At 61.8% G+C, this 22270-nt stretch carries 25 protein-coding genes and 1 pseudogene; 15 read left to right on the top strand and 11 right to left on the bottom strand.

What is annotated here, in order from left to right:
• Positions 1–279, bottom strand: coding sequence for a DUF3551 domain-containing protein (locus ACVWYI_RS18670; protein WP_456662842.1), 279 nt, complete (start codon positions 277–279; stop codon positions 1–3).
• A gap of 101 nt (positions 280–380) precedes the next feature.
• Between ACVWYI_RS18670 and ACVWYI_RS18675 the strand changes: the two genes are divergently transcribed.
• The gene (locus ACVWYI_RS18675; RefSeq protein ID WP_456662843.1) at positions 381–587 is read left to right on the top strand and encodes a hypothetical protein; all 207 of its coding nucleotides are present in this window, start codon (positions 381–383) and stop codon (positions 585–587) included.
• A 136-nt stretch (positions 588–723) separates the two neighbouring features.
• Positions 724–1038 (top strand): hypothetical protein, encoded by a 315-nt coding sequence (locus ACVWYI_RS18680; protein ID WP_456664544.1) that lies wholly within the window; start codon positions 724–726, stop codon positions 1036–1038.
• Between the two features lie 16 nt (positions 1039–1054).
• On the opposite strand, the pseudogene ACVWYI_RS18685 reads toward ACVWYI_RS18680, so the two are convergent.
• Positions 1055–1231, bottom strand: a pseudogene (locus ACVWYI_RS18685) (TetR/AcrR family transcriptional regulator); the annotation flags it as partial.
• A gap of 125 nt (positions 1232–1356) precedes the next feature.
• On the opposite strand from ACVWYI_RS18685, the gene pdxY reads away from it, so the two are divergent.
• Complete coding sequence (gene pdxY, locus ACVWYI_RS18690) at positions 1357–2169, top strand: pyridoxal kinase (protein ID WP_456664545.1); 813 nt, start codon at positions 1357–1359, stop codon at positions 2167–2169.
• Between the two features lie 12 nt (positions 2170–2181).
• Here the strand turns inward: pdxY and ACVWYI_RS18695 are convergent, their stop codons facing one another.
• Positions 2182–3495: a hypothetical protein gene (locus tag ACVWYI_RS18695; RefSeq protein WP_456662844.1), complete on the bottom strand. Its 1314-nt coding sequence runs from the start codon at positions 3493–3495 to the stop codon at positions 2182–2184.
• 352 nt (positions 3496–3847) lie between these two features.
• On the opposite strand from ACVWYI_RS18695, the gene ACVWYI_RS18700 reads away from it, so the two are divergent.
• The 5 genes from ACVWYI_RS18700 to ACVWYI_RS18720 all read left to right on the top strand — a co-directional run bounded on the left by ACVWYI_RS18700 (position 3848) and on the right by ACVWYI_RS18720 (position 6115).
• Entirely contained in the window at positions 3848–4018 is a 171-nt protein-coding gene (locus ACVWYI_RS18700) for a Flp family type IVb pilin (protein WP_247346747.1), read from the top strand.
• Positions 4019–4105: 87 nt separating this feature from the next.
• Positions 4106–4285 (top strand): hypothetical protein, encoded by a 180-nt coding sequence (locus tag ACVWYI_RS18705; protein WP_456662845.1) that lies wholly within the window; start codon positions 4106–4108, stop codon positions 4283–4285.
• A gap of 171 nt (positions 4286–4456) precedes the next feature.
• Positions 4457–4711 carry a hypothetical protein gene (locus tag ACVWYI_RS18710; RefSeq protein ID WP_247440525.1) on the top strand — a complete coding sequence of 85 codons (255 nt, stop codon included), beginning with the start codon at positions 4457–4459 and terminating at the stop codon, positions 4709–4711.
• Positions 4712–4975: 264 nt separating this feature from the next.
• Complete coding sequence (locus tag ACVWYI_RS18715) at positions 4976–5122, top strand: hypothetical protein (RefSeq protein WP_247346753.1); 147 nt, start codon at positions 4976–4978, stop codon at positions 5120–5122.
• 72 nt (positions 5123–5194) lie between these two features.
• Positions 5195–6115 carry a DMT family transporter gene (locus ACVWYI_RS18720; RefSeq protein ID WP_456662846.1) on the top strand — a complete coding sequence of 307 codons (921 nt, stop codon included), beginning with the start codon at positions 5195–5197 and terminating at the stop codon, positions 6113–6115.
• 68 nt (positions 6116–6183) lie between these two features.
• Here ACVWYI_RS18720 and ACVWYI_RS18725 read toward each other — a convergent pair whose 3' ends face one another.
• A complete protein-coding gene (locus ACVWYI_RS18725; protein ID WP_354103562.1) occupies positions 6184–6534 on the bottom strand; it encodes a zinc ribbon domain-containing protein YjdM in 351 nt (116 codons plus the stop codon).
• 211 nt (positions 6535–6745) lie between these two features.
• Here ACVWYI_RS18725 and ACVWYI_RS18730 point away from each other — a divergent pair, with 211 nt between their 5' ends.
• Together ACVWYI_RS18730 and ACVWYI_RS18735 are read left to right on the top strand one after the other, a co-directional pair.
• A complete protein-coding gene (locus ACVWYI_RS18730) occupies positions 6746–7282 on the top strand; it encodes a helix-turn-helix domain-containing protein (RefSeq protein ID WP_354103561.1) in 537 nt (178 codons plus the stop codon).
• A 230-nt stretch (positions 7283–7512) separates the two neighbouring features.
• Entirely contained in the window at positions 7513–8172 is a 660-nt protein-coding gene (locus ACVWYI_RS18735; protein WP_456664546.1) for a cell envelope biogenesis protein TolA, read from the top strand.
• Between the two features lie 142 nt (positions 8173–8314).
• Here ACVWYI_RS18735 and ACVWYI_RS18740 read toward each other — a convergent pair whose 3' ends face one another.
• Positions 8315–8572, bottom strand: a complete 258-nt coding sequence (locus ACVWYI_RS18740) for a hypothetical protein (protein WP_247346760.1) — start codon at positions 8570–8572, stop codon at positions 8315–8317.
• A 288-nt stretch (positions 8573–8860) separates the two neighbouring features.
• Between ACVWYI_RS18740 and ACVWYI_RS18745 the strand changes: the two genes are divergently transcribed.
• Positions 8861–9142: a hypothetical protein gene (locus tag ACVWYI_RS18745; protein ID WP_354103559.1), complete on the top strand. Its 282-nt coding sequence runs from the start codon at positions 8861–8863 to the stop codon at positions 9140–9142.
• Positions 9143–9253: 111 nt separating this feature from the next.
• On the opposite strand, the gene ACVWYI_RS18750 is transcribed toward ACVWYI_RS18745, so the two are convergent.
• Positions 9254–10051: a transglycosylase SLT domain-containing protein gene (locus ACVWYI_RS18750; protein WP_354103558.1), complete on the bottom strand. Its 798-nt coding sequence runs from the start codon at positions 10049–10051 to the stop codon at positions 9254–9256.
• A gap of 204 nt (positions 10052–10255) precedes the next feature.
• Here ACVWYI_RS18750 and ACVWYI_RS18755 point away from each other — a divergent pair, with 204 nt between their 5' ends.
• The 3 genes from ACVWYI_RS18755 to ACVWYI_RS18765 all read left to right on the top strand — a co-directional run bounded on the left by ACVWYI_RS18755 (position 10256) and on the right by ACVWYI_RS18765 (position 12562).
• On the top strand, positions 10256–11263 hold the full coding sequence (locus ACVWYI_RS18755; RefSeq protein ID WP_354103557.1) for an acyl-CoA desaturase: 1008 nt from the start codon (positions 10256–10258) through the stop codon (positions 11261–11263).
• Positions 11264–11598: 335 nt separating this feature from the next.
• Positions 11599–11931, top strand: coding sequence for a hypothetical protein (locus ACVWYI_RS18760; protein WP_354103556.1), 333 nt, complete (start codon positions 11599–11601; stop codon positions 11929–11931).
• Positions 11855–12562, top strand: coding sequence for a nucleotidyl transferase AbiEii/AbiGii toxin family protein (locus tag ACVWYI_RS18765; protein ID WP_354103555.1), 708 nt, complete (start codon positions 11855–11857; stop codon positions 12560–12562). The genes ACVWYI_RS18760 and ACVWYI_RS18765 overlap by 77 nt, the downstream gene beginning before the upstream one ends.
• 83 nt (positions 12563–12645) lie before the next feature.
• On the opposite strand, the gene ACVWYI_RS18770 is transcribed toward ACVWYI_RS18765, so the two are convergent.
• Both ACVWYI_RS18770 and ACVWYI_RS18775 read right to left on the bottom strand, forming a co-directional pair.
• Positions 12646–13347: a hypothetical protein gene (locus ACVWYI_RS18770; RefSeq protein ID WP_456662847.1), complete on the bottom strand. Its 702-nt coding sequence runs from the start codon at positions 13345–13347 to the stop codon at positions 12646–12648.
• A gap of 467 nt (positions 13348–13814) precedes the next feature.
• Positions 13815–14330, bottom strand: a complete 516-nt coding sequence (locus tag ACVWYI_RS18775; protein ID WP_456662848.1) for a chromosome partitioning protein ParB — start codon at positions 14328–14330, stop codon at positions 13815–13817.
• Between the two features lie 648 nt (positions 14331–14978).
• Between ACVWYI_RS18775 and ACVWYI_RS18780 the strand changes: the two genes are divergently transcribed.
• Positions 14979–15730 (top strand): IS5 family transposase gene (locus ACVWYI_RS18780; protein WP_456662849.1). Its coding sequence is split into 2 segments (ribosomal slippage): positions 14979–15309 and positions 15309–15730, totalling 753 coding nucleotides; the frame shifts between segments, so codons are not numbered across the junction.
• Between the two features lie 189 nt (positions 15731–15919).
• On the opposite strand, the gene ACVWYI_RS18785 is transcribed toward ACVWYI_RS18780, so the two are convergent.
• The 3 genes from ACVWYI_RS18785 to ACVWYI_RS18795 all read right to left on the bottom strand — a co-directional run bounded on the left by ACVWYI_RS18785 (position 15920) and on the right by ACVWYI_RS18795 (position 21572).
• Positions 15920–16246: a hypothetical protein gene (locus ACVWYI_RS18785; RefSeq protein ID WP_456662850.1), complete on the bottom strand. Its 327-nt coding sequence runs from the start codon at positions 16244–16246 to the stop codon at positions 15920–15922.
• A 163-nt stretch (positions 16247–16409) separates the two neighbouring features.
• Complete coding sequence (locus ACVWYI_RS18790) at positions 16410–17636, bottom strand: AAA family ATPase (RefSeq protein ID WP_456662851.1); 1227 nt, start codon at positions 17634–17636, stop codon at positions 16410–16412.
• Positions 17637–17810: 174 nt separating this feature from the next.
• The gene (locus ACVWYI_RS18795; protein ID WP_247440630.1) at positions 17811–21572 is read right to left on the bottom strand and encodes a vitamin B12-dependent ribonucleotide reductase; all 3762 of its coding nucleotides are present in this window, start codon (positions 21570–21572) and stop codon (positions 17811–17813) included.
• Positions 21573–22270: the final 698 nt, after the last annotated feature.

The raw sequence follows: 22270 nt of genomic DNA on the forward strand, positions 1-22270 counted from the left end.
CTATCGGATTCGTCGCGGCGGCGACGGAACCGGGCTCAGCTGCCGGCTCTGCACGGCATAAGGATCGGCGTAGCACTGGGCGGATTGCCCGGAATCGGTCGCGGCGCACTGCGTGATCGTCGCAAAACTGCAATCGATGCTGCGGCCGTCGATGGTGTAGATCTCGAAGCAAACGGAATGGCGCGGATCGTAGGTCTGCGCGGCTGTCGGCGCCACGCCGGGCAAGCCCGCTCCAAGCAAGCCCGCGGCAAGCAGAATCGTGTTCCTGATATGGCGCACGATCGACCTCCCTCGTTCGGCCGGAACAAAGCCGTGGATGGCATCAAATTGCCACGCTCCCGGCGAATTGCCGACAAAGCCCGCTGCCACGAGGAGAACGGGTGCAGGGCAACGCTAGGGGATGCGCATTGGCCTATAAGATGATCGCAGAACGCGACAACGAGAAGTGCAGTTATGCCCGCGAAAGCCGGTTGCTCATCGTGGCGAAGGCAAAGGTTTGGGCGAGCGAGGGATGGAAGGTCATCATCACCGACCAGGACGGCAGGGCCTACGCGCCGCCCGAATTCGATCAGCTATTGGCGGCCTGACCGCAACACGGGGCTGCTTCTTTCTTTTGACGCGTTTTCTTTGCGCGAACCGGTATTCCCACTTCGCTCGAAAGCGCTCCAGGGGACGACATTGATTTCGCTATTTCGACCGGGGCGCGACGTGATCGTGCCCCTGATAACTCTTGCCGCCGCCGCCGTCCTGACGGCGACAGTCGCCGCCGCGCAAAATCTCGATGCCGGCAAGTCGCCGAAAAAGCTCTTCGCCGATGGTTGCGCGACCTGCCATCGCAGCCCGCGCGGCCTTGCCAAGGGGCGCTTCAGCCTGACGCTGTACTGGTTCCTGAAAGACCATTACGCAACCAGTTCGGACACAGCCAAGGCGCTCGCGGCGTATCTGGAATCAGTCGACACGCCGCCGCCGCGAGCCGCGGCCAAACCGGGTGCAAAGCGATCCGCGCCGCGTCTTCCCAAGCCGTCGCAAGGCCAATAGGCGTGAGCCGGTTCGGCTAGGCGCGCCGATAGGTCTGCGCGAGCAGCCCTGCGTGGACGGCGCGGAGGTCGGCGCTCATGCGCGTTTGTCCCGTCGTAACATAGGACAGCCAGGCGCCGTCGGCGGCGAGGCGGACGACGTGGAGTTCGGGCGTGCCGTCGGTCGCACGGTGGCGCTTCAGCCGCGCCGGAAGAAGCGCGGAGCGAGGCGGAGATCGCGATCTATGCCGATGCCATGGCCGACATGTTCGGCGCTTACGAGGCTGGCGCGGCGGGCTACACTTGCCACACCCAAAGTTTGATCCTACGGACCTCCTCCATGCTCGTCATCTCCATTCAAAGCCAGGTGGTCCACGGTCATGTCGGCAACAGCGCGGCCGCCTATGCCATGCAGGCGGAGGGGGTGAACGTCGCGGCGGTGCCGACGACGCTGCTATCGAACCATCCGCGTTATCCGAGCCTGCGCGGACGGGTGCTGGAGACCGAGCTCGTTGCAGATCTCCTGAAGGGCCTCGAGGAACGCGATCTCGTCGACGAGGCCGCGGTGCTCGTCACCGGCTATCTGGGCTCGCCCGGCAATGCCGCTGTCATTGCCGATTTCGTCGAGCGGGCGCTGACCCGCAATTCAAAGCTCGTCTATCTCTGCGATCCCGTGATCGGCGATGACGGCCGCGTCTATGTTGCCGACGGCATTTTGGACGTGGTCCGCCACCGGCTGCTGCCGGCTGCGAATTTGACCACGCCAAACCAGTTCGAGCTCGAGCTTCTCTCCGGGCTCACCATCGCGGATGCGCAGGGCCTGCGCGCGGCTTGCGCGACGCTCGCCGGGACCGGCCGCATCGACGTGGTCGCCACCGGCTGCACGCTCACCGACACGGCGGAAGGGCAGGTGGAAACGATTCTGTGCGCCGACGGTCAGTTGTCGCGCTTGGCGACGCCGCGCCTGCCGATCCGGCCCTATGGCACCGGCGATCTCCTCACCGGCCTGATCGCGGCGCATCTGGCCAGGGGCAGGGCAACCGAGGCGGCGGTGCGGCTCGCGGTCGAGACCATCTTTGCGGTGCTGGTGCGCACGCAGGAAGCCGGCACCGCCGAGATGCGGCTCGTGCCACTGCCGACGCCGGGACGGTAAGCCTTAGCGGATTCACGTCGCGCGCTTCGCGGCCGATTGCGCCGACTTCTGCTGCTTTGCCGGGACCTTCTGCTCGCGCGTCGCCTGCGACTTCGCCTGTGCCTTGGGCCGCTTTGCGCTGGCGACAGCCCGCGCTTTCCTCGGCTTGACGTTGGCGGCTTCCTTGCGGTCCGACGTTCCCCGGCGCGAGACGTATTCCGGACCATCGACCGGGCCGACATGCGGCGGATCGCGGCCGAGATAGGGCCGGCCGATGCCGAGCGCCTTGCCGTTGGCGTCGACCCATTTCCACAGCACCTCGGTCGAAACCCAGCGCTGCGCGCGGTTGTCGCCCTTGGTGCTGACGATGTCGGCCGCCATGCCGTGGCCGTAGCCGCCGCGCGTGCTGCCGCCGTGATAGGAGCGGTCGGAGGCGGCCTTCAAGCCGCTCGCGATCGACTGGCGATAGTTGTCGCGGAACGCGCTGGTGATGCCCGGCGAAAGGCCGGCGGCCTCAGCCGCGAGCAGCGTCCGGAACAGCTTTTGCTTAAAACTCTTGTCCATGCCGCCGATGACGTAGTCCATCATCGACATGCCGGCGTGGTCGGCCGCCTTCGGATCCTTCCAGCCAAAGTCCTCGTCGACCAGTTTCGTGAAGCTACGCATTACTGTGATCGTCTTGCCCTTGCGCTTGACGGTGACGGCGCGGCGATCCTCGACCTTGATCGAATCTTCCTTGGGCGTGCGCTGGTAGAGCACCCAGAGATAGCGGTCGATGCAGGCTTCCATGACGAAGCATTCGTCGAGCACGGCGGCGGTGTCCGCGGACGGCGAGGCCTTGCTCGCGGCCGGCGCAGGACCGGTCGTGATCGTCGCGGGCGACAGCGCGTCCGTCGTTACGATCTCGGAGGGATCGGCGGATGCGAGTTTTATCGCGGGCTCTTGCGCCGGCGGTGCCTCGCTGACGACGGGCGTGGGTTCAGGCGAAATCTGCGGCGCGGGCGGCGCCTCGGTGGGCAAGATCAGCACTGGGTCGGCCGAGGCGAGCTTGATGGCGGGAGCAGGCGCTTCGGGCGTTGCTTCTTCAGCGGTTACCAGGCTCGGAGTCGCAGCGACCGCGGCCGCGATATTGGCGGTCAGGGCGACGCCGTCCTCGATGGTCGCAGCGTGCGGGATGTCGGCGAGGTCGAATCGGCCGAGATCTTTCGCGCGCGAGACGGCAGAAGCATTGGCGCCGCTGTTCTCGATGAGGGCAGGGGCATAGGCGGACAGAGAGAGTGCCAACCAGCCGGCGAGAACCGCCGAGGGGCAGGATACCGCCACCAGAAGAGACCGCCGATCATCCATGATCCCTGCCTCCAAACGGTTCTGTTTGAACCTCGTCTTCTCCGAACAGTCGTGATGCCGACACTCTTTATCATGCAGTCTTGCACGAAAAGGCAGGCCGCGCGTCAATTGTTCGGAGGACGGTGTGGCGGCGCAATGGCGCAATTCGGCGAAAGCGGGCTTTTCGGACAGGTGTTGCGCAGGGGCAACGCGGGTTCCATTGCGGTTCCAAGGGCGCCACGGCCAAAAAGGCCTGCAAATGCAGCATTCATTGTCGTCAATTTGAGGCGGTCGAGTTTACTCAATCTTGGATTGTGGCTGTGTAAGTCTCCCGCGCCGGCGATTCCCGGTAGAGTTGGGAAAGGACACGCGTGTGAAATTGAGATGCAAATGGGCCGAATTCGCCGCCGATGAATCCGGCGCCACCGCCATCGAATACGGCCTGATCGCAGCCGGCATCGCGCTCGCGATCATCGAGATCATCTACGCGCTCGGCACCAACCTCGTCGCAAAGCTGCAATCGCTGGCGACGGCGTTGAAATAAGCTGCGTGGTGCGGCGCCCGACGCTTCGGAGCAACCTTGGGCCGGCTAGCGCGTTATGCGCTCATGACGCATTCCTCGCTTCGTCCCATGGACGCCTTCGACCCCGCCGAGCCCGCCATCCTGCATGACCTGCTCTCCGATACGATCATCACCTGGACCGCTGAGCAGGCCGACGATTACCGGCGCGCCAGCCGTCCGGGCGGGGACGGAACCGTGAACTGGAAGGTCTACGTCTTCGACGGCTGGGGCAATGTGCTCGGCGGCTGACCAATGCTCATAAAAGTGTCATGTCCCAGCCGGCGATGATTCGGCCAAAGCCTTGCGCGCATTAAACATATTGCCATGCGCCGGACGCGTTATTGCAATGCACCAACGTATGTCGCATTGCAGCAAAATGCGCTTAGATGTGCTCCGAACCTTCCATCAGGAGCATCACCAATGAACAAGAAGACTCTGTCGATTGCCGCCGCCATCCTGACGATCGCGGGCAGCACCGCGGCTTTCGCCGCCGAGCTGCCGACCTATGAGGCCAACGGTTTCCCGGTCTCCCCGATGCAGGTGCGCGTGCTCGGTGCCGCGCATGTCGAGCAGCAGGCAACTGCGCCGACCACCGTCGCTTCGGTCCACCAGGCCCGCGTGCTCACGCCGCGCAAGGTCAAGACCGCTGACGTCACGACGGGCAGCGCGCGCTGATCTGAATTCACCCCGACCTGAAGCAGGCTCGTCTCCACGCGAGCCTGCGCCGACCACGTTCCCTTTCGGGAGCGCGGTCTTTTTTTAGCGTGGCGGGTGCGCGGATTGAGAAAGTTGCGGCGAGAAAAATCGCCGTCACGTGCCGGTTGTGTACGGCGGTTCAAAGCGACTGTGATCTCTTTAATAGTTGCTTTGCAGATCGGGGCGCTTGATGCGGTCGTCGCTTATTGAGCGGCCAAGAATCATTTTCATAATGGAGCCGTCATGCCCGTTGCACAGAAAGCCGTTATTGCAAGCGCCTCGCCGCGCGCGTTTATCCTCAGGCATATCGCGTTGTTCGCAGCTGCCGCGCTGTTCGTGTTCGTTCTGAGCCTGACATATGGGCTCGATCTCAGCCCCGGGTTTTTCTAGCGCGTAAGCGACGTGCCAGCCCTGCAACCGCGTGGGTTGAGCCTCATCACGCGCTGACCTAAGGCTTGCCGCATGGATCAGCGGACGAGCGGCGCTGACGCTCTCACTCACAAAAACGATGCGGCGCCGGCGCTGCTTGGCGTCGTCTGCGGCCTCGCCGCGGCGCTGTTCTGGGCGCTTGGCTTTGCCGGCACGCGGCATGGCCTCAAGATCGGCTTTACGCCGGTCGATCTGCTGGTGCATCGCTATGTCTGGTCGGGCATCGCGTTTCTGCCGCTGGTGATGCGCGCAGGCGTCGGCGATCTCTGTGGCATCGGCTGGGGCAGGGGCCTTGTGCTGATGGTGCTCGGCGGCCCCGTGATGTCGCTGATCTCCTACACTGGTTTTCTGTTCGTGCCGCTCGGCCATGGCAGCGTGATCCAGCCCTCCTGCGCGACACTCGGCGGCCTGCTGCTCGCGGCGTTGTTCCTGAAGGAACATATCTCTGCATCGCGCCTTGTTGGCGCCTTCGTCATCGTCGGCGGCCTCGGCGTGATCGGCGCGGAATCGATCGGCCATATCGGCGCCGACGGCGTGCTGGGTGATCTGACCTTCGTGCTGACCGGATTCATGTTCGCAGGTTTTGGCGCGCTGCTGCGCCACTGGCGTGTCTCCGCGGTGTCGGCCGCGCTCGTCATCAACGTGCTGTCGTTGCTGCTCTTGCCGATCTACCTCATGACCGGCGGACTCGCCCGGGTCGCAGCGATGGGTGTCACCGAGAACGCCATCCAGGCGCTGGCGCAGGGCGTGCTTGCAGGCCCCGCCGCGCTCTATCTTTACGCTGTTTCGGTCCAACGCCTCGGCGTCGCCCGCGCCTCCGTGATCCCGGCCTGCGTGCCGGCTCTGACGCTGCTCACCGGCTGGCTTCTGCTCGGCGAGCAGCCGACGATGTTGCAGGCCGCGGGCCTGGTGACGGTGCTGTGCGGCTTTTATCTGGCGCAGCGGCAGCGATAGATCGCAGAAACGCGGGTTTCAGAGAACGGCCGACCGCCCGAAAAGTTCAGGGCGAGCGCATCGCCTTGCTACGCCTTCCTCACGAACTCCGATTTCAGATTCATCGCGCCGATGCCGTCGATCTTGCAGGCGATGTCGTGGCCGTCGCTGGCCTCCTGCAGGCGGATGTTGCGGACCTTGGTGCCGCCTTTGACGACGGAGGAGGAGCCCTTGATCTTGAGGTCCTTGATCACGATGACGCTGTCGCCGTCGGCGAGCACATTGCCGTTGGCATCCCGCACGCCGGAATCCTGCGCGGCGTCGGCGGCCGCTTCCGCCGTGCCGCTCCATTCATGGCCGCATTCCGGGCAGACCCAGAGACCACGATCCTCGTAGGCGTGCTCGGAATTGCAGGTCGGGCATTTCATCGTGTCGGTCATCGTTCGCCTCGTCGCCCGTCACGGGCGCGCCGCACGCCTTCCGCCGGAAAAGATGGATTGGGAGCGAATCCTTTACCATGGCTTCCAGTCCCGGTCGAACCCGGGGAAACTTAGGAGTTCAGGAAAAAGTCTGCGGTATTGAGGTCCGGGCTTACCGGCGGCGTCCGTTCGACGTCGCCGCGGGAGGAGCGTCCAGGAGGAACGTCCCGTCATGAGCGAGCATCGTGCCGCCGTCAGACATCACACGTTGCGGACCGGCATTGTCGAATTCGACAACGGCACCGGCAAGATCATCAGCGCGCCCTGCACGATCCGCGACGTCTCCGGCACCGGCGCCCGCCTGGGCCTCAACGCCTCGTTATGGGTCGCGGAGCAATTCACGCTGGTCTTCAGCAGCGGCCTGCGCAAGGACTGCCGGGTTGCTTGGCGCAAAGGCAGATTGATCGGCAGCGCATTCGCCGATGGCTATGCGAGCACGGACGAGCAGGCCGTCATGATGACCGCGGACGAGCAGTCCCGGCACAGGCTCGGGATCGGTGCGCGCGTCAAAACTGCGCGCGAGAGGCGCGGCTACACGGAAGCGCAGCTCGCCGAGCTGATCGGTGCCACGCCCGGTTTCGTGTCGCTGGCCGAGATGGGCGAGGCGGACATTCCGCTGTATCAGCTGATGCATATCGCAGATCTCTTGATGGTGGGTCTCGACGGGCTCGTGGCGGGGCCGGCGCCTGAGGACGTCGACGCGGCGTAGTTGGCACCCGTCCAACAAAAACGTCGAAAACAACCCCATGCACAGTAGAAATTCGTAAGGATTTCAACGTTTTGCAAATCCGAAAAATTGTTGATGGTGGGCTCCGCATTGTCCGGATCGACTTCGGCGATACCGAATCGAATTTGACTTGTCGGGCAAAACAGGGGCAGTATGGCATCGTGGCGCCGGTGCGACGGCTGAAGCTGATGCGTCGCAAGGCACGGGGCGACATGCCAAAAGACCTGAAAACAAAACCAACAAGAAAACTGAAGACCTACCAGACCTCGCTCGGCTTCTACGACCAGGCGGTCGCCGCGCCATCGATGAAGGCGGCACTGGACGCCTGGGGCGCCAAATCCAATCTCTTCCATCAGGGCGCCGCGAAGGAGACCGACGACCCCGACATCGTCGCCGCGACCATGGCAAGCCCCGGTGTCGTGCTCAGGCGCCCGGTCGGATCGGACGGCCCGTTCACCGAGCAGGCCAAGCTGCCGACCGATCTCATTGACGACGAGGCAAGGCCAAAATCCAGAGCCAAATCCAAAGCCAAGCCGAAAAAGGCTGCGGCCAAGGCTACAGGGAAATCATCCCGCAAGATCGACGATCAACAAGCCCGCAAGGCCGCCGCGGCGTTCGAGCAGGAAGAGCGGCGGCGAGAAGCCAAACGCCGGAAGGAAGAGGCCGCCCGCGCCAAGCAGCGCGCCCGCCGGGACAAGGCGGTCGCGAGCGCGCAGGCGGCGCTGGACAAGGCGAGGCGGGAGCACGACACGCGGACGGAGGCGATCGAAGCCGAGCGCGCCGCGCTCGATGAACGCGCCGAGGCGGAGGCGACGCGCTGGGACAAGCAGAGGATGAAGCTGGCGGAGGCGGTGCGGCGCGCGCGGGAATAGGGGCCGCCGGGACCGATTCAAGGAGGAGCGAGATGTCCGATCATGGCACGTGGTAGCGTCACGAAGACCCCGAGACATTCACGCATTCCCAGAGCAAGGCCTGGGTGACGGCCGGCTTCGATGCAGAGGTCGATTGGCGGAGTCAGCCGTGCGCCTGAAGGCAGGCGCGAACCTTGTCTGCCTGCGCGCGCGGCACGGCATGGGCGCGCCACTGCTCCATCGTGGCGCCGGCTGCGGCCAGGCACCGGTTGATGTTGCGCGCATAAGTATCATGGGACATACGATCGCGCTTGGCTTGGCAGGCAGCGTCGCCGCCACACTCGTAAAGGGGGGCAGCCTTGGCCATAGAGATGCCCAGCGACAAAAACATCACGACGAAAGCCGTCATCAGCTTGTTCATATATCCCCCGGAGTTCCGAATCGACTTGCTTTAATGGCTAAACGTCTAGCGTGTTGAATTGCCGACTGCAACCCTGGGGAACGCGGGGCCGGTCGATTGAGTTGCGCGCTTCGTTGTCGCCGGCAAGCCGGCATCAGCCTGTGGCTTGCAAGATGGGTTTCGCGTTTCACGAACCCATCATACCGACAGGGCGCCGGGGCCATCAGCGGTCATTCAAGCAAGTCTGGATCAAATTGGGCTTGCGTTGCTTTGCGTCCTTTTGCACTCTTTGGGTAGGAGGCCAGTCGTATGAAAACAATGACCGCCGCGTGTGCTCTCGGAATGGCCCTGGTGCTGTGTAACCTTGGGATATCAGGTGCCGAAGCCAGGGCGCGGAAAGCCCAGATCATTCGTGAACCGCAGCAGAGGCTCATCGTCACGGCGCCCGTGCTTAGGCCGACGCCGTGGGATTACAATATCGTTCCGCGGTATCGCTATCGTCCTGAAGACGACCGGGTCGACCCCTACGGCCCGCCTTTGGTGTCGTCGTGGGTCCGCTATGAAGGCTGGCGGTGGCCGTACTGGTGGTGACTATCGATCGCTGAAAGCTCGTAAGATGGATAGAGCACTTGCGAAGCCCATCAACGGCCGTTATGGCACGATGGGTTTCGCAAGTGCTCTACCCATCCTACGGACTGCGCGCTAACCGCCGTCATCCACCGCAAGCCGCAGAAACTGCCGCTTCATCGCGTTGACCTTGGCAATATAGCCCGCGACGAGGTGATCGCCGCAGCGCTCGTCGGCGATCAACTGAAACTTGCGGCGCGCGTACGCCGTGGCGGGACCTGCGCCGCAGAGATGGATGAAGGCGGCCAGATCCTGCCTCGCGCGCGTGCTCGCCTTCACATCGCCCGCGCGGGCGAGAATTTCAGCGACATTGCGATCCAGATACACCGATGCCAGCTCGATGGCGTGGCTCGGGATCGCGCGGACATAGAAGCTGGTGAACCCGCAAGCAGTCTCCGTGACCGCGTTGCCGCGGATACAGAACCGCGCGGCGTCGGCGTAAGCTGGATCGGTCATCTGGAAAAGGCCGACGGCGCTGGAGGCGGGCCGGTAAATCGCGAGGGGATTAAAACTCCATCGCCAGCGCCAGTAGGTGCGCACAAGCGGATTGCCTGAACTCTCGACCTGCGCCAGCGCGGCCAGCAATTCGGGCGTGATCGTCGCCGTGGAATGCTTGCGGAACAGCGGCCCGTATTGCCGCCAGGTCTCTGATGGATCCTTGTCGAGGGCATTGCCGACAAGGACGAATAGCTCGGTCGGCTTGCGCATTGTTTGATAGGCGATGTTCACCAGCACGACGACCGCAAGCAGCATCGCCACGCCGCCCGCGATCCGAACCATTCGCGGTGCGCGCGCGAATGTCTTTCCTGCCCACCGCGCGCCGCGCCGGAACTTGCGATGGCGAGGGAGGAGGCGCTTGCTTTTTCTGGGCATCGGTCTCGTGGGAGTGCATTGCGGAGACTGTGTACCTGGTTAACGCTGTCACCAGGCCTTGAAATCCGGCTTCTTTTCCTTCTGATCGCGTCTTTTCAGATGTCGGCTCCGTCTCCTACGGCAGCTCGAATCCTTGATGGAAGTAACCCGAGGTTGTACGGTGCGCCGCAGCAGGGTTAATTTTGTGTGAATGGATCGGCTGGAATGACCGTAATTGAAAGCGTGGTGTCGGCGGAAAGCGCGGACCGGAAAATGCCAGCGGGCGTGCTTGTCGAAGGCCCGGTGGTCGACGCCAAGTTTCGCGATTCCTACATCTCGTTCGTCATCATGATCGGAGGTTCGATCGCGGCGCTGGTCTGGGCCTTCTGGCAAGGCATCGGCCGGGTGGAGATTGCGGTCTTCGCCGGCACGTTCGCGCTGTCCACGGTCGGGATCGGCTTCATGCATCGCTACTTCGTCCACCGCAGCTTCCGCTGCGGTCCGGTGATGCGGACGTTATTCGCGGCCATCGCCACGATGGCGGTGCAGGGCTCGATCCTGAAATGGGTGAGCAATCATCGCCGACATCATCTTCACTCCGACAAGCCCGGCGACGTCCACAGCCCTTACTATGACGGCGACGGCAACCGCTATGTCACCTTCGCCAAGGGGATGATGCATGCGCAAGGCGGCTGGGTGTGGGACCAGGCCACTACCGACGCCGGATACTATGCCAAGGATATTCTGGCCGACCCGATCGCCATGTTCTTCACCAGGACACGCTGGTACTGGTACGCGCTCTCGGCGGTGATCATTCCGGGCGCGATCGGCTACGCCTTCGGCGGCGTGCACGCGATGACCGGCTGCATCCTGTTCTCAGGTCTGTTCCGCAGCTACCTCATGACCATGGCCACCTCGCTGGTCAACTCGGTCTGCCACAGCGACGGCCGCTACGGCTACCGCCGCTTCGCGCTCGAGGACGGCACGACCAACGAGTTCGTGACCACGATTCTTACCTTCGGTGAAGGCCTGCACAACAACCATCACCGGTTTCCGCGCGACGCCTATCTCTCGCACGCCTGGTACGAGATCGACATCAACGGTCTGATTATTCTCGGGCTCGGGAAGCTCGGCCTCGTGCACGACATTTTCGCGGCCGGAAGCCGGACGCTTCGCTCTGGAGATTCCGACGGCGGGAAACGTTCAATCCCAGATACGGAAGCTATGGTCTGAAGCCCGTAAGGATGGGTAGAGCGGCTTGTCCGCCGTAGCTCGAAGAGCGAAGGCGGAAGCGAAACCCATCATATAGCCGTCATGGCACGATGGGTTTCGCAAGTGCTCTACCCATCCTACTGGCTGCTGCGCCAGCGCGGCCAGCAATTCGGGCGTGATCGTCACGGTGCAAAAGCTGCGGAGGAAGGGCCTGCGCTTTCCTGGCATGGCTCTTTGTTGAGGTACGCGCTAAAAGCTGAATATTTTCAATAACCTATCCAATTGCTCGTGACCCCGGTCACGATGAAGAACGGGCGCCGGTTGAGGCTTTCTGCGAATGGCACCATATTGCGGGGATGTTGAAAAATGCGATCGAGAACCTGACTGCGGCCGTGACGACGATCAACACGCCGATGCCTGCCAGCATCGACGAAGGGACTCTGCTGGCGTGTCTGAAGGGGGAGATCTCCGAGCGAAAATGGCGCGTGTACGTGCAAGCGTTGTTCGACGAGGTCGATGTTTCCGTCATCCACAATCTCGTCGTTGATCATATCGTGACGTTCGACGAGTTATTGAAAGCAATCGACGCCTGGCAGGTCACGGAGTCCGCGAATGAAAGATGGGTCAGGGAGATGGCTTCCTTCGAGGTGGGAAGATCTCCTGCAGAAGGCGCTGATCGCACTCGATAGTCTGGAGGGGGGCGCCGGACCGTGGACGTTCGGCGGCGGCACCGCCCTGGCGCAGATCCTGAATCATCGGATCAGTTACGACGTCGATATCTTCCTGGATTCAAGCGCCGCCCTGAAGAACCTCGCGCCGAATACGAACCCGGTGACGAAGTCGCTGTGTGATAGTTGGCAATGGCCGGGCAAGTATCTGAAACTCATCGTGCGCGACGTCGGCGAGATCGATTTCCTGAACGCCCCGTCCTACATCGCCAATCCGACCCATCAACTTAAATTTGGCGAGCGTGCCATTGCAGCGGAGCGGTCCGCGGAAATCGCGACCAAGAAACTGGTCTATCGCGCATCGACATACACGCCGCGCGACGCCTTCGATCTTGCCGCGATCCATTTGCATGATCGTTCGGCGCTCCGCGAGATCGCGCAATCTCCGGCAATCACCCATCATGTCGTATCGTCCGCCCTGAATCGGTTGAATCTCGCGAAGCGCCAGTATCAAGCTGAGATGAGAAACGTGATCAATGCGACGCCGCGGGGCGAGGAGTTCATCGACGGAGCTTGCGAAATTGCTCTGGAGGCGCTGGTGGAAATTCGGAATCTGATCCCCGAAGATGGGATCGAACCGAGCAGCTCGTAGGATGGGTTGAGCCCTTGCGAAACCCATCGCTTCTGTCGATTAGCTAGCGATGGGTAGCGCTTCGCTCGACCAATCCTGCGGGCTCACCAATCCTGATCGCCGTAATAGGGATCGACCATATAGGGCGGAGGCATCCAGGGTCCGCGCGGCGGCCTCGGCCGCCGAGGTGCGGCCGTTTGCACGTGCGGCCGTGCAGGCGCAGCCGTATCGTTGTTCGTCACGCTCCGCGCGGCGGGTTTCGCGGATGCAGATGCGGATGACGTCGTCAGTTGCGTTTGCAGCGCCTGGACCTGTGCGGCGAGGCGCGCATTGTCCGCCGCATCCTTCTCCTGCGCCGCCTTGAGCTGTTGAATGGTGTCGGCCTGTTCGCGCAGCGTCTGCTCGTTGCGGCTTTTCAGTTGCTCGAGCTTTCCGCTGATGCTCGCAAGCTCGCTGGTGATGGTCTTGAGCGATTGCGCGAGATCAGACGACGAGGGGTCAGGCGCTGTGGCGCCAGTTCTTGGAATGTCAGGTGTTGGAGCGTCAGGTCTTGAAGCGTCAGGTTTTGGAGCGCTTTCCGTTTCCTTGCTGACTGGTGGCGCGGGCACCGGACCGGGCCCATCCGCAGCAGCCAGTTGCATGGCCCGCGGCTGCGCCGGACTTTCAACCGCGGACGCTTGCGGGGGCTGGCTCGTGGCCGGCGGAGCCCATCGCGCCATGATCGACTTGCTGAACGACTTGGCCTCATCGCGATATTGCGAAGCGAAGGCGGCACCGAGAAGGCCGATCGCGAGACACGAGGCCAATCAAAGCGCGCATCATGGTCCGATCTCCCTTCAGGCCTTGATCGCGAACCTTGCTAGCTGGTGCCGGCGCCTTGTCCCTGGGCGCCTTGTCCCTGGGAGTCTCGGCCGCCTCCGCTCCGGCGCGTGCTTGCGAGGCCCGCGGGCCTTCGCTGCCGCGTTCCATTCCGGAAACCAGCCGGTCCAGCCGCGCAAGGTCTTGCTCTGCGCTCTTGATCTGGTCATACGCCCGCGCCAGCCCGCCTTCGGCGCGCACCGCGTCCGGCTTTTCGGTATCAGGCTTGGGGTCGTTCGTCTCAGGCAACGATGCGCTCTCCATACAGTCGAGGTCAATGGGAGTGCGGCAGTCCGATCGCTGGAAGGATAGGTCGCGCCGCCGTCCAACACAACGCGCGTGCGAAGGAGAAATTGTGGCGGCCTCGGGGGCGGATCGAGGCTCCGGCACTAACACCGTAATTTGGAGCCGGCAATCAATAGCGGCCGCCGCTGCTCTTTTGCTGCGTGATCCAGTCCGACAATGTTTTCCGTGTCGATCCCGCAGTCCGGCGCGGTGACGCCCTTGAATTGTCGCGGACGCCTTTCGCCGGACGGGCGCCCGGCGCCTCCGCTGCATTGACGCTCTTCAAGGCAGCCGTCGATGCCTCCGCGGCTTCCTTCTCCAGACGCAACTGTTTCAACCGCGCCATCTTGATGCGCTCTGCCTCGACTTCGGGTCGTTCGGCGAGCCCTGGCTTGTGTTGAGCAAGCTCGGCCGCGACCAGGACACCGAGAATGGTCGTCTCGCCGAGCGCCTTGCAGGCTTCGAGCCGATGCAGTCCATCGACCAGAACGAGGCGGTCTCCGTCGCGCCGAACGGAAATGGGGGCCTGTTGTCCGATGTCCAGAATACTTTCCGCGATCTCCCCGACGATCTCGGGCTTGATAGCTTTCTTCTGCTTCGTGGGAACGAAGATCTTCTCGATCGGGAAGCTTTCCGGTCTGGGCATAATTCGACTCCGCTTTTACCGGGCCCGTCGGAACCCATGCCGGTGATGTCAGGAGTTTAGGAGGGAAGGGCTCGACCACAAAGGCAATTCGGAGGAAGGGTATTGATGAGCATCGAAGCCGGAACAACCTCGATTATCGAGGCTAGTGCACTCAATTGATACGACGCACCAAACGCGAGCTGAAGCCGCAGATCGGGAGGATGGAGCGAGTGAATTTGGTGCACTGTTACGCAATTTCGCGGATCAGCGACTTGTCCGCCGTAGCTCACAGAGCGAAGGTGGAAGCGATAACCGGGACGCGGCCGCCGAAATTGCAACGATCCGTCCCCGAGAGTTGAGTGCACTGTCACCGTAATGGGCCATCCGACCTACGAACTAAATTGGAATTCGTTCGATATATTCCTTGCTGCAGTTTCCGCAGGTCCAAGTCTCCTCCGTCCATCTCTTGGGATGATCGCCCATGGCAGTGAGGCTTTGATGCGATAGTCGCATTGCGCGCTCGCCACAGTATGGGCACGCATGAGGCGGCGCTGTCTTTAGCGCGTCCTCAAGAGCCGAGACGCGCTCTTCCAAGGTAGCGACACGCTTGGCTAGGGTCTGTTGGGATTCAGGATTCTCATCGGGGCTTGGTTGTGATTCAAGCTTGGGATGGACCGATTCGTTTTGACTGACGCCCAATGGGCGAAGATGGAGCCGCATTGTCTTGGCAAGCCGGGAGATCCGGGCCGCAGCGGCAAGGACAACCGACTGTTTGTCGAGGCCGTTCTGTGGATTGCCCGAACCGGCAGTCCCTGGCGGGATCTGCCGGCGATGTTCGGCCACTGGAATAGCACATTCACGCGCTTTCGCGACTGGGTGAAGGCGGATGTCTGGAAGCGGCTGTTCGAGGCCATCTCCGACGATCCCGACATGGAATACGCCATGGTCGACGCCACCATCGTCAAGGTCCACCGCCACGGTCAGGGCGCAAAAGGGGGACGCAAAGCCAGGCGATCGGCCGCTCGAAAGGCGGCATGACCACCAAAATTCTGGCGCTCACCGATGCGCTCGGCAATCTCGTGCGCTTCGTGCTCCTGCCGGGACAGCGTTTCGATACGGTGGGCGTGCCGCCGCTCATCGAGGGATTGGCCTTCAACGCGCTGATCGCTGATAAGGCCTTCGATAGCAACGCCATCATCGCCGAAGTCGAAGCGCGTGGCGCCAAAGTCGTCATCTCCCAGCATCCGCGCCGTGCACAGCCTCTCGCCATCGACAAGGAGATGTACAAATGGCGGCATCTCATCGAGAACTTCTTCGGCAAGCTCAAGGAATTCAAGCGCATCGCAATGCGCGCCGACAAGACCGACCAGAGCTTCACTTCAATGATCTATCTGGCCGCGGCCGCGATAAACTCCAGATGAATCCCAACAGACCCTAGTCTAAAGAGGTAGCCTGCGCCGCTCTTTATCCAATCAAACGCACGTTTTCCTATTCCGACTTCAATGGGTGTTGTCACAGAGCAATCCATTTGATGCGCGCGTTTTCAATAGGAAGTACCTAGGTTGGTGCGGTCATGATTCGCTCGGCAGGCCGACAACGGTATTTGTCGGCTAGCTCAACGAGGGGGCGGGCGGCCATACAGATTTCACAAAGCTTCGGAGATCTTCGGTCTGCAGTGCAGGCGTCGGAGTAGTAAGCAACAGCATTGGATTATAGTGTGAGCCGGTCAGTTCCTCATGCAACTGGCCCCAGAGAGTTTTTCCTTTGGTTTGTTCGAACGTAATGCGTTCCTTTGCCAAGTCCGTTGCAGAAGGCACTTCAGTCTTTCCCCGAAGGGCCTTAGCTTTCAAATCAGCTCTCTTTTGCGCAAACTCCATGGCAAACTTCGCCGCGTTGGCGGTAATAACTCCCTCTACGAGGTTTGTGCTGGCCTCCACGATATGCCCAACGCTGCAGAAATATGTTGGAGTTGGCAGAACTGGTGCTCCACGTCAGTCAACGGAGTTAGAAACAGTTTTGTTCGTTCTGGCAGCTTTTTTTGCTCTTTCTCAATAAACCACTTCATTTCGTCAGGAAGCATGCAATCGCTATCACGATGGATTAAGACGTGCGTATTGTTTCCCTGCTTGATAAAGAATTCGGCGATTGCCGAGCACATGTGATGTTCTGAACACCATTGAACGGCTGAATGAAATAGCTGCCTTGCGGAAAACCGTTGGCTTGCAGAAGCCTATCCAGCTTCTGTGATTTTGAGTCCTCTGTAAGGACGACAACTCGATTGCTTTGCCCCGCGTGAAGCTCATAACTATCCAGAGCGCCTAAATCTAGCAGGATCGAAAGATCGTCGTTGTCGGCCACTTCCTGACGAACGCCGTGCCTCAGCCAGATCACCTTTGTGAGTTCAGATTTTGTGAGCGCATCGAAGATGTGGCGTGAATGCGTAGCCAAAATGACCTTTGTCTTGCCTTGCTCCGCAATCTTCAGCAAAGTCGCTGCTAGAAGCCTCTGGTTGGACGGGTGAAGGTGCGCATCCGGTTCATCGAGCAGTAACAGTGCAGGGTCATAGGCTGTGGCGTATGCCACGAGCTGCAATGCTTGAAGTGTGCCAGTTCCAACGAGCTCAAGCGGTGAAAGTTGGTCTCCCACCTTCACAAGTATTTCAATGTGCTGGTGCAGACGTTCGTCGTAGCTGGATTGTATTTTCAGGCCTTCGAAGAGCTCACCAATTATGGAATGAAACTGTTTCAGTCGCGGAGGATCGCTAAGCAGCCGTAGTAGAATATTGCGCAGGTACAAGTTCGCGTCACCTTGGGCGAGACCAGTCGCAACGATTGCGTCAGTGCGACGCTCCTCTCGGAGAGCTACACCTGCTAGTCCTGGGACGAATACTGAGAGGGGACGGCTTCTATCGGACGCGAGGCCGTAGAAATGATTGTTGTGCTGAAATGTGAGACTTAAGTTCGCGTTCTTGCCTCGACGCATCATAAAGCGAAATTGCTTAGGATCGTCGGGCGCAGCGTCGGTTGCGTAGTTGAACGTGAATACGGGGCCCTTAGCGGTATTCATGTCCGCGGCATGATGCAGCTTCATCGGGTCGCTGGCGGGCTTGAAGATTAGCTGTTCGAAGCCTAGCGTGTTTATAGGCTTATTCGGAGAAAGACTTGCCGATCGTGCCGATTGCAACGTTGTCACGGCAAAGTGGATCCCCTGCAAAACAGATGATTTGCCGGAGTTGTTTCCTCCAATCAGAATTGTGACATCAGCCAAGCTTAGTTCAACTTGCTTGACCCGCTTGAACGCTTCGATAGTCACTGACGAAATTTGCATGGTCTACTATGAGCTGAAACGGATGCTGCCTTAGATGGCAGAGATCGGTTGGACTGTGAGCGCAGTAGCATTGGAGTGTTGATTCATGGTTCGTTCCTCAAGCGCTTCCGGCGGTCGAAGCGACCGCCGGAGTGTGTTATGGGGCTGACGCGATACGCTGCAGTAAGCTAACTCTCACGAGCACCCCGTCGTGCTTCCGCAAGTATCGCACTTCATACAGGTGCCATTCCGCACCAGCGTGAAGTTGCCGCACTCGCCGCACATCTCGCCTTCGTAGCCCTTGGCCTTGGCTTCCGCGCGGCGCTCGGCCTTGCTGGGGAGTGCGACTTGCGCGCTGCCGGACTTGCTCCACTGGAGGGCTTCGAGCTTCTCCGTGGGAGACAAATCGTGGCTGGCTTCCTGCTTCAGCGCGACCGCGCCTTCCAGGGCATCGCGGGCGGTGGCGCCGTGGGAGGCGAGCGAGGTGACCTTGCTGCCGCCGGCGGGCGCGCTGTCATTGCCGGATGCAACTGCGGCGGAGCCGCTGCGCATCACGAACAAATTGTCGGTGCGCGAGCGGGTGAGGCCGCGCGAGACCAGCCTGGTCGCCTGGTGGTTCGCCTCCTCCGGCTCCTTGCCTTCCTCGACGCCCTTGCCCAGCGCGTCGAAGTTCGACTCGGTCGGATCGACATGGGCGAGGTCGAAGCGCGACATGTAGCTTACCGCCAGTTCGCGGAAGACATAGTCGAGGATCGAGGTCGCGTACTTGATGCTGTCGTTGCCCTGCACGGGGCCCGCGGGCTCGAAGCGGGTGAAGGTGAAGGCGTCGACATATTCTTCGAGCGGCACGCCGTATTGCAGGCCCAGCGACACCGCGATGGCGAAGTTGTTGATGAAGGAGCGCAGTGCCGCGCCTTCCTTGTGCATGTCGATGAAGATCTCGCCGATCCGGCCGTCGTCATATTCGCCGGTACGGAGATAGACCTTGTGGCCGCCGACGACCGCCTTCTGGGTGTAGCCCTTGCGGCGATCCGGCATCTTCTCGCGCTCGCGCATCACGATGATGCGCTCGACCAGCTTCTCGACGATCTTTTCCGAGACCTGGGCGGTCCGCGCGGCCATCGGCTTGTCGTAGAGATTCTCGACCGCATCGTCTTCGTCCTCATCGTCGCTGATGAGCTGCGAGTTGAGCGGCTGGGAGAGCTTCGAGCCGTCGCGATAGAGCGCGTTGGCCTTCAGCGCCAGTTTCCACGACAGCATGTAGGCGGACTTGCAATCCTCCACCGTGGCGTCGTTCGGCATGTTGATGGTTTTCGAGATCGCACCCGAGATGAAGGGCTGCGCCGCCGCCATCATGCGGATGTGGCTCTCGACCGACAGATAGCGCTTGCCGACCTTGCCGCAGGGATTGGCGCAGTCGAACACGGCGTAATGCTCGGCTTTGAGGTGCGGAGCACCTTCCACCGTCATCGCGCCGCAGATGTGGACGTTGGCCGCCTCGATCTCGCGCTTGGTGAAGCCCACGGCCTGGAGCAGGTCGAAGCCGGGTGCTGCGATTGCCTCGGCACCGATGCCGAGCTGGTCGCGGATGAAGTCTTCGCCAAAGGTCCACTTGTTGAAGGCGAACTTGATGTCAAAGGCGGTCGGCAGGGCCTTTTCGACCTTGGCGATGGCCTCATCCGTAAAACCCTTGGACTTCAGCGTCGAGACGTTGATGCCCGGCGCGTTGGAGAGCGAGCCGTGGCCGACGGCGTAGGCCTCGATCTCGGCGATATCAGCTTCGCGATAGCCGAGCGTGCGCAGCGCCGCGGGGACCGCGCGGTTGATGATCTTGAAGTAGCCGCCGCCGGCGAGCTTCTTGAACTTGACCAGCGCGAAGTCGGGCTCGATGCCGGTGGTGTCGCAATCCATGACCAGGCCGATCGTGCCGGTCGGCGCGACTACCGTGGTCTGGGCGTTGCGATAGCCGTGCTTCTCGCCGAGCTCGAGCGCCCCATCCCAGGCCGCCTGCGCATGCGTGACCAGGTCGGCCTGCGGGCAGGAGACCAGGTCCATCGGCACCGGGTTGACGCTGAGCGCCTCGTAGCCGGAGGTCTCGCCATGCGCGGCGCGGCGGTGGTTGCGGATCACGCGCAGCATGTGCGCGGCGTTCTTCTTGTAGCCGGGAAAGGTGCCGAGCTCGGCCGCCATTTCGGCCGAGGTCTTGTAGGTGATGCCGGTCATCACGGCGGTCAGCGCGCCGCAGAGCGCGCGGCCTTCCTTGCTGTCATAGGAGAGACCCATGGTCATCAGCAGGCCGCCGATATTGGCGAAGCCGAGACCGAGCGTGCGGAACTCATAGGAGAGCTCGGCGATCGCCTTCGACGGGAACTGCGCCATCATCACGGAGATTTCGAGCACGACGGTCCAGAGCCGGCAGAGGTGCTCGTAACCCTCGACGTCGAACCGCTTCGTGGTGGCGTCGTAGAACGTCAGCAGGTTGGCGGACGCCAGGTTGCACGCGGTGTCGTCCAGGAACATGTATTCCGAGCACGGATTGGAGGCGCGGATGTCGCCGGACGCCTTGCAGGTGTGCCAGTCGTTCATGGTGGTGTTGAAGTGCAGGCCCGGGTCGGCCGACGCCCAGGCGGCGTAGCCGATTTTTTCCCAGAGGTCGCGCGCCTTCAGCGTCTTCGTCACCTTCTTGGTGGTGCGGCCGATGAGATTCCAGTCGCCGTCGGTTTCGACCGCGCGCAGGAAATCGTCCTTGAGCGAGACCGAATTGTTGGAGTTCTGGCCGGACACCGTGAGATAGGCTTCCGAATCCCAGTCGGTGTCGTAGACGTCGAACTGGATGTCCTTGTAGCCCTGCTTGGCGAACTGGATGACGCGCTTGATGTAATTGTCAGGCACGAGCGAGCGGCGCGCGAGCTTGATCTCGCGGCGCAGGGCAGGGTTCTTCTCGGGGTCGAAGCAATCGTCGCCCGAACCTTCGCAGTTGACGCAGGCCTTGAGCACCAGCTTGAGGTGCTTCTGGTTGATCTTGGATCCCGTGACGAGAGCTGCGACCTTCTGCTCCTCCTTCACCTTCCAGTCGATATAGGTCTCGATGTCAGGATGGTCGGCATCGACCACGACCATCTTGGCCGCGCGGCGCGTGGTGCCGCCGGACTTGATCGCGCCCGCCGCGCGGTCGCCGATCTTGAGGAAGCTCATCAGGCCGGACGAGCGGCCGCCGCCGGAGAGGCGTTCGCCTTCGCCGCGCAGGCGCGAGAAGTTGGAGCCGGTGCCGGAGCCGTACTTGAACAGGCGCGCCTCGCGGACCCAGAGGTCCATGATGCCGCCCTCGTTGACGAGATCGTCACCGACGCCCTGGATGAAGCAGGCGTGCGGCTGCGGATGCTCGTAGGAGGATTTCGACCGGGTCAGCTTGCCGGTGAAGGGGTCGACGTAATAATGGCCCTGGCCGGGGCCGTCGATGCCATAGGCCCAATGAAGCCCGGTGTTGAACCATTGCGGCGAGTTCGGCGCGACCATCTGCATGGTCAGCATGTAGCGGAGCTCGTCGTAGAAGGTCTGGGCGTCGGCGTCGGAGGAGAAGTAGTTGCCCTTCCAGCCCCAATAGGTCCAGCAGCCGGCGAGACGGTCGAACACCTGCTTGGCCGAGAGCTCGCTGACGAAGCGCTCTTTCTCGGGCAGGAGGGCGAGCGCCTCGGTGTCGGGCACGGAGCGCCACAGGAACGAGGGCACGGACTCTTCCTCGACCTTCTTCAGGCGCGCGGCAACGCCGGCCTTGCGAAAATACTTCTGGGCGAGGACGTCGGAGGCGACCTGCGACCACTCGGTCGGGACCTCGACGCCGTCCAATTTAAACACGACCGAGCCGTCGGGATTCCTGATCTCCGACGTGGTCTGCCGGAATTCGATTCCCGCGTAAGGTGACTGTCCTACCGTGGTGTGGCGCCGCTCAATCCGCATGGTCTTGCCCCGTCCTATTTTTAGCCGGACCGCCTCCGCAAGGCGACCGGATCGATATTTCATTTCGCGAATCCCCGAAGGCGTTTCCGCCCCAAGGCTTCGCAGTTCAGCCGGTGGACCCGGCCCTTTTTCTCCCGGCGGCGGTGAGGTGCGTGCACCTCTCACCGGCCGGCATGTCCGGATCCATCCGCCCCCAAGGGGATGAGCCCGACATGCGTTCAACGCCCCACAACGCCACTTCAACCAATTGCCATGCGAGCCTGTTGCCGGCCCGTTCTGGCGCCCTGGGAGACCGCTATCGCGGGCAGACAAGCCCTCATCCCGCTGCCTTTGGCTGGCTTGGCGGAGTGCTGTTTTGCAGACCCTTCGGGGAGTGCCGGCGGGACGCAAACACACTCGCGCCGAACGGATCGAAAACTAGGACTCTCCATTGCGCCCGTCAAGAACTAGTGCGGGTTCCTGAATCAAATACTAAATATGGTGGATTGTCGGGGATAACAGGGGCAAGCCCACACCTGTTCTTGAGCCAAGTATCGGTGAGTCCTCAGGGATTCCCAACCGAAAAAATTTGCATCCCGCGACGCTGCGGAGGCTTCACCCCGCTGTTCACAGGGCAGGTATATTTTTGAGGACCGGGCTTGCCTCAACGGGACTCACGTGGGGTTACGGACGGTGAGGGCAGGCATGCCCGCCGGGGT

The sequence above is a fragment of the Bradyrhizobium sp. LB13.1 genome (assembly GCF_054056815.1).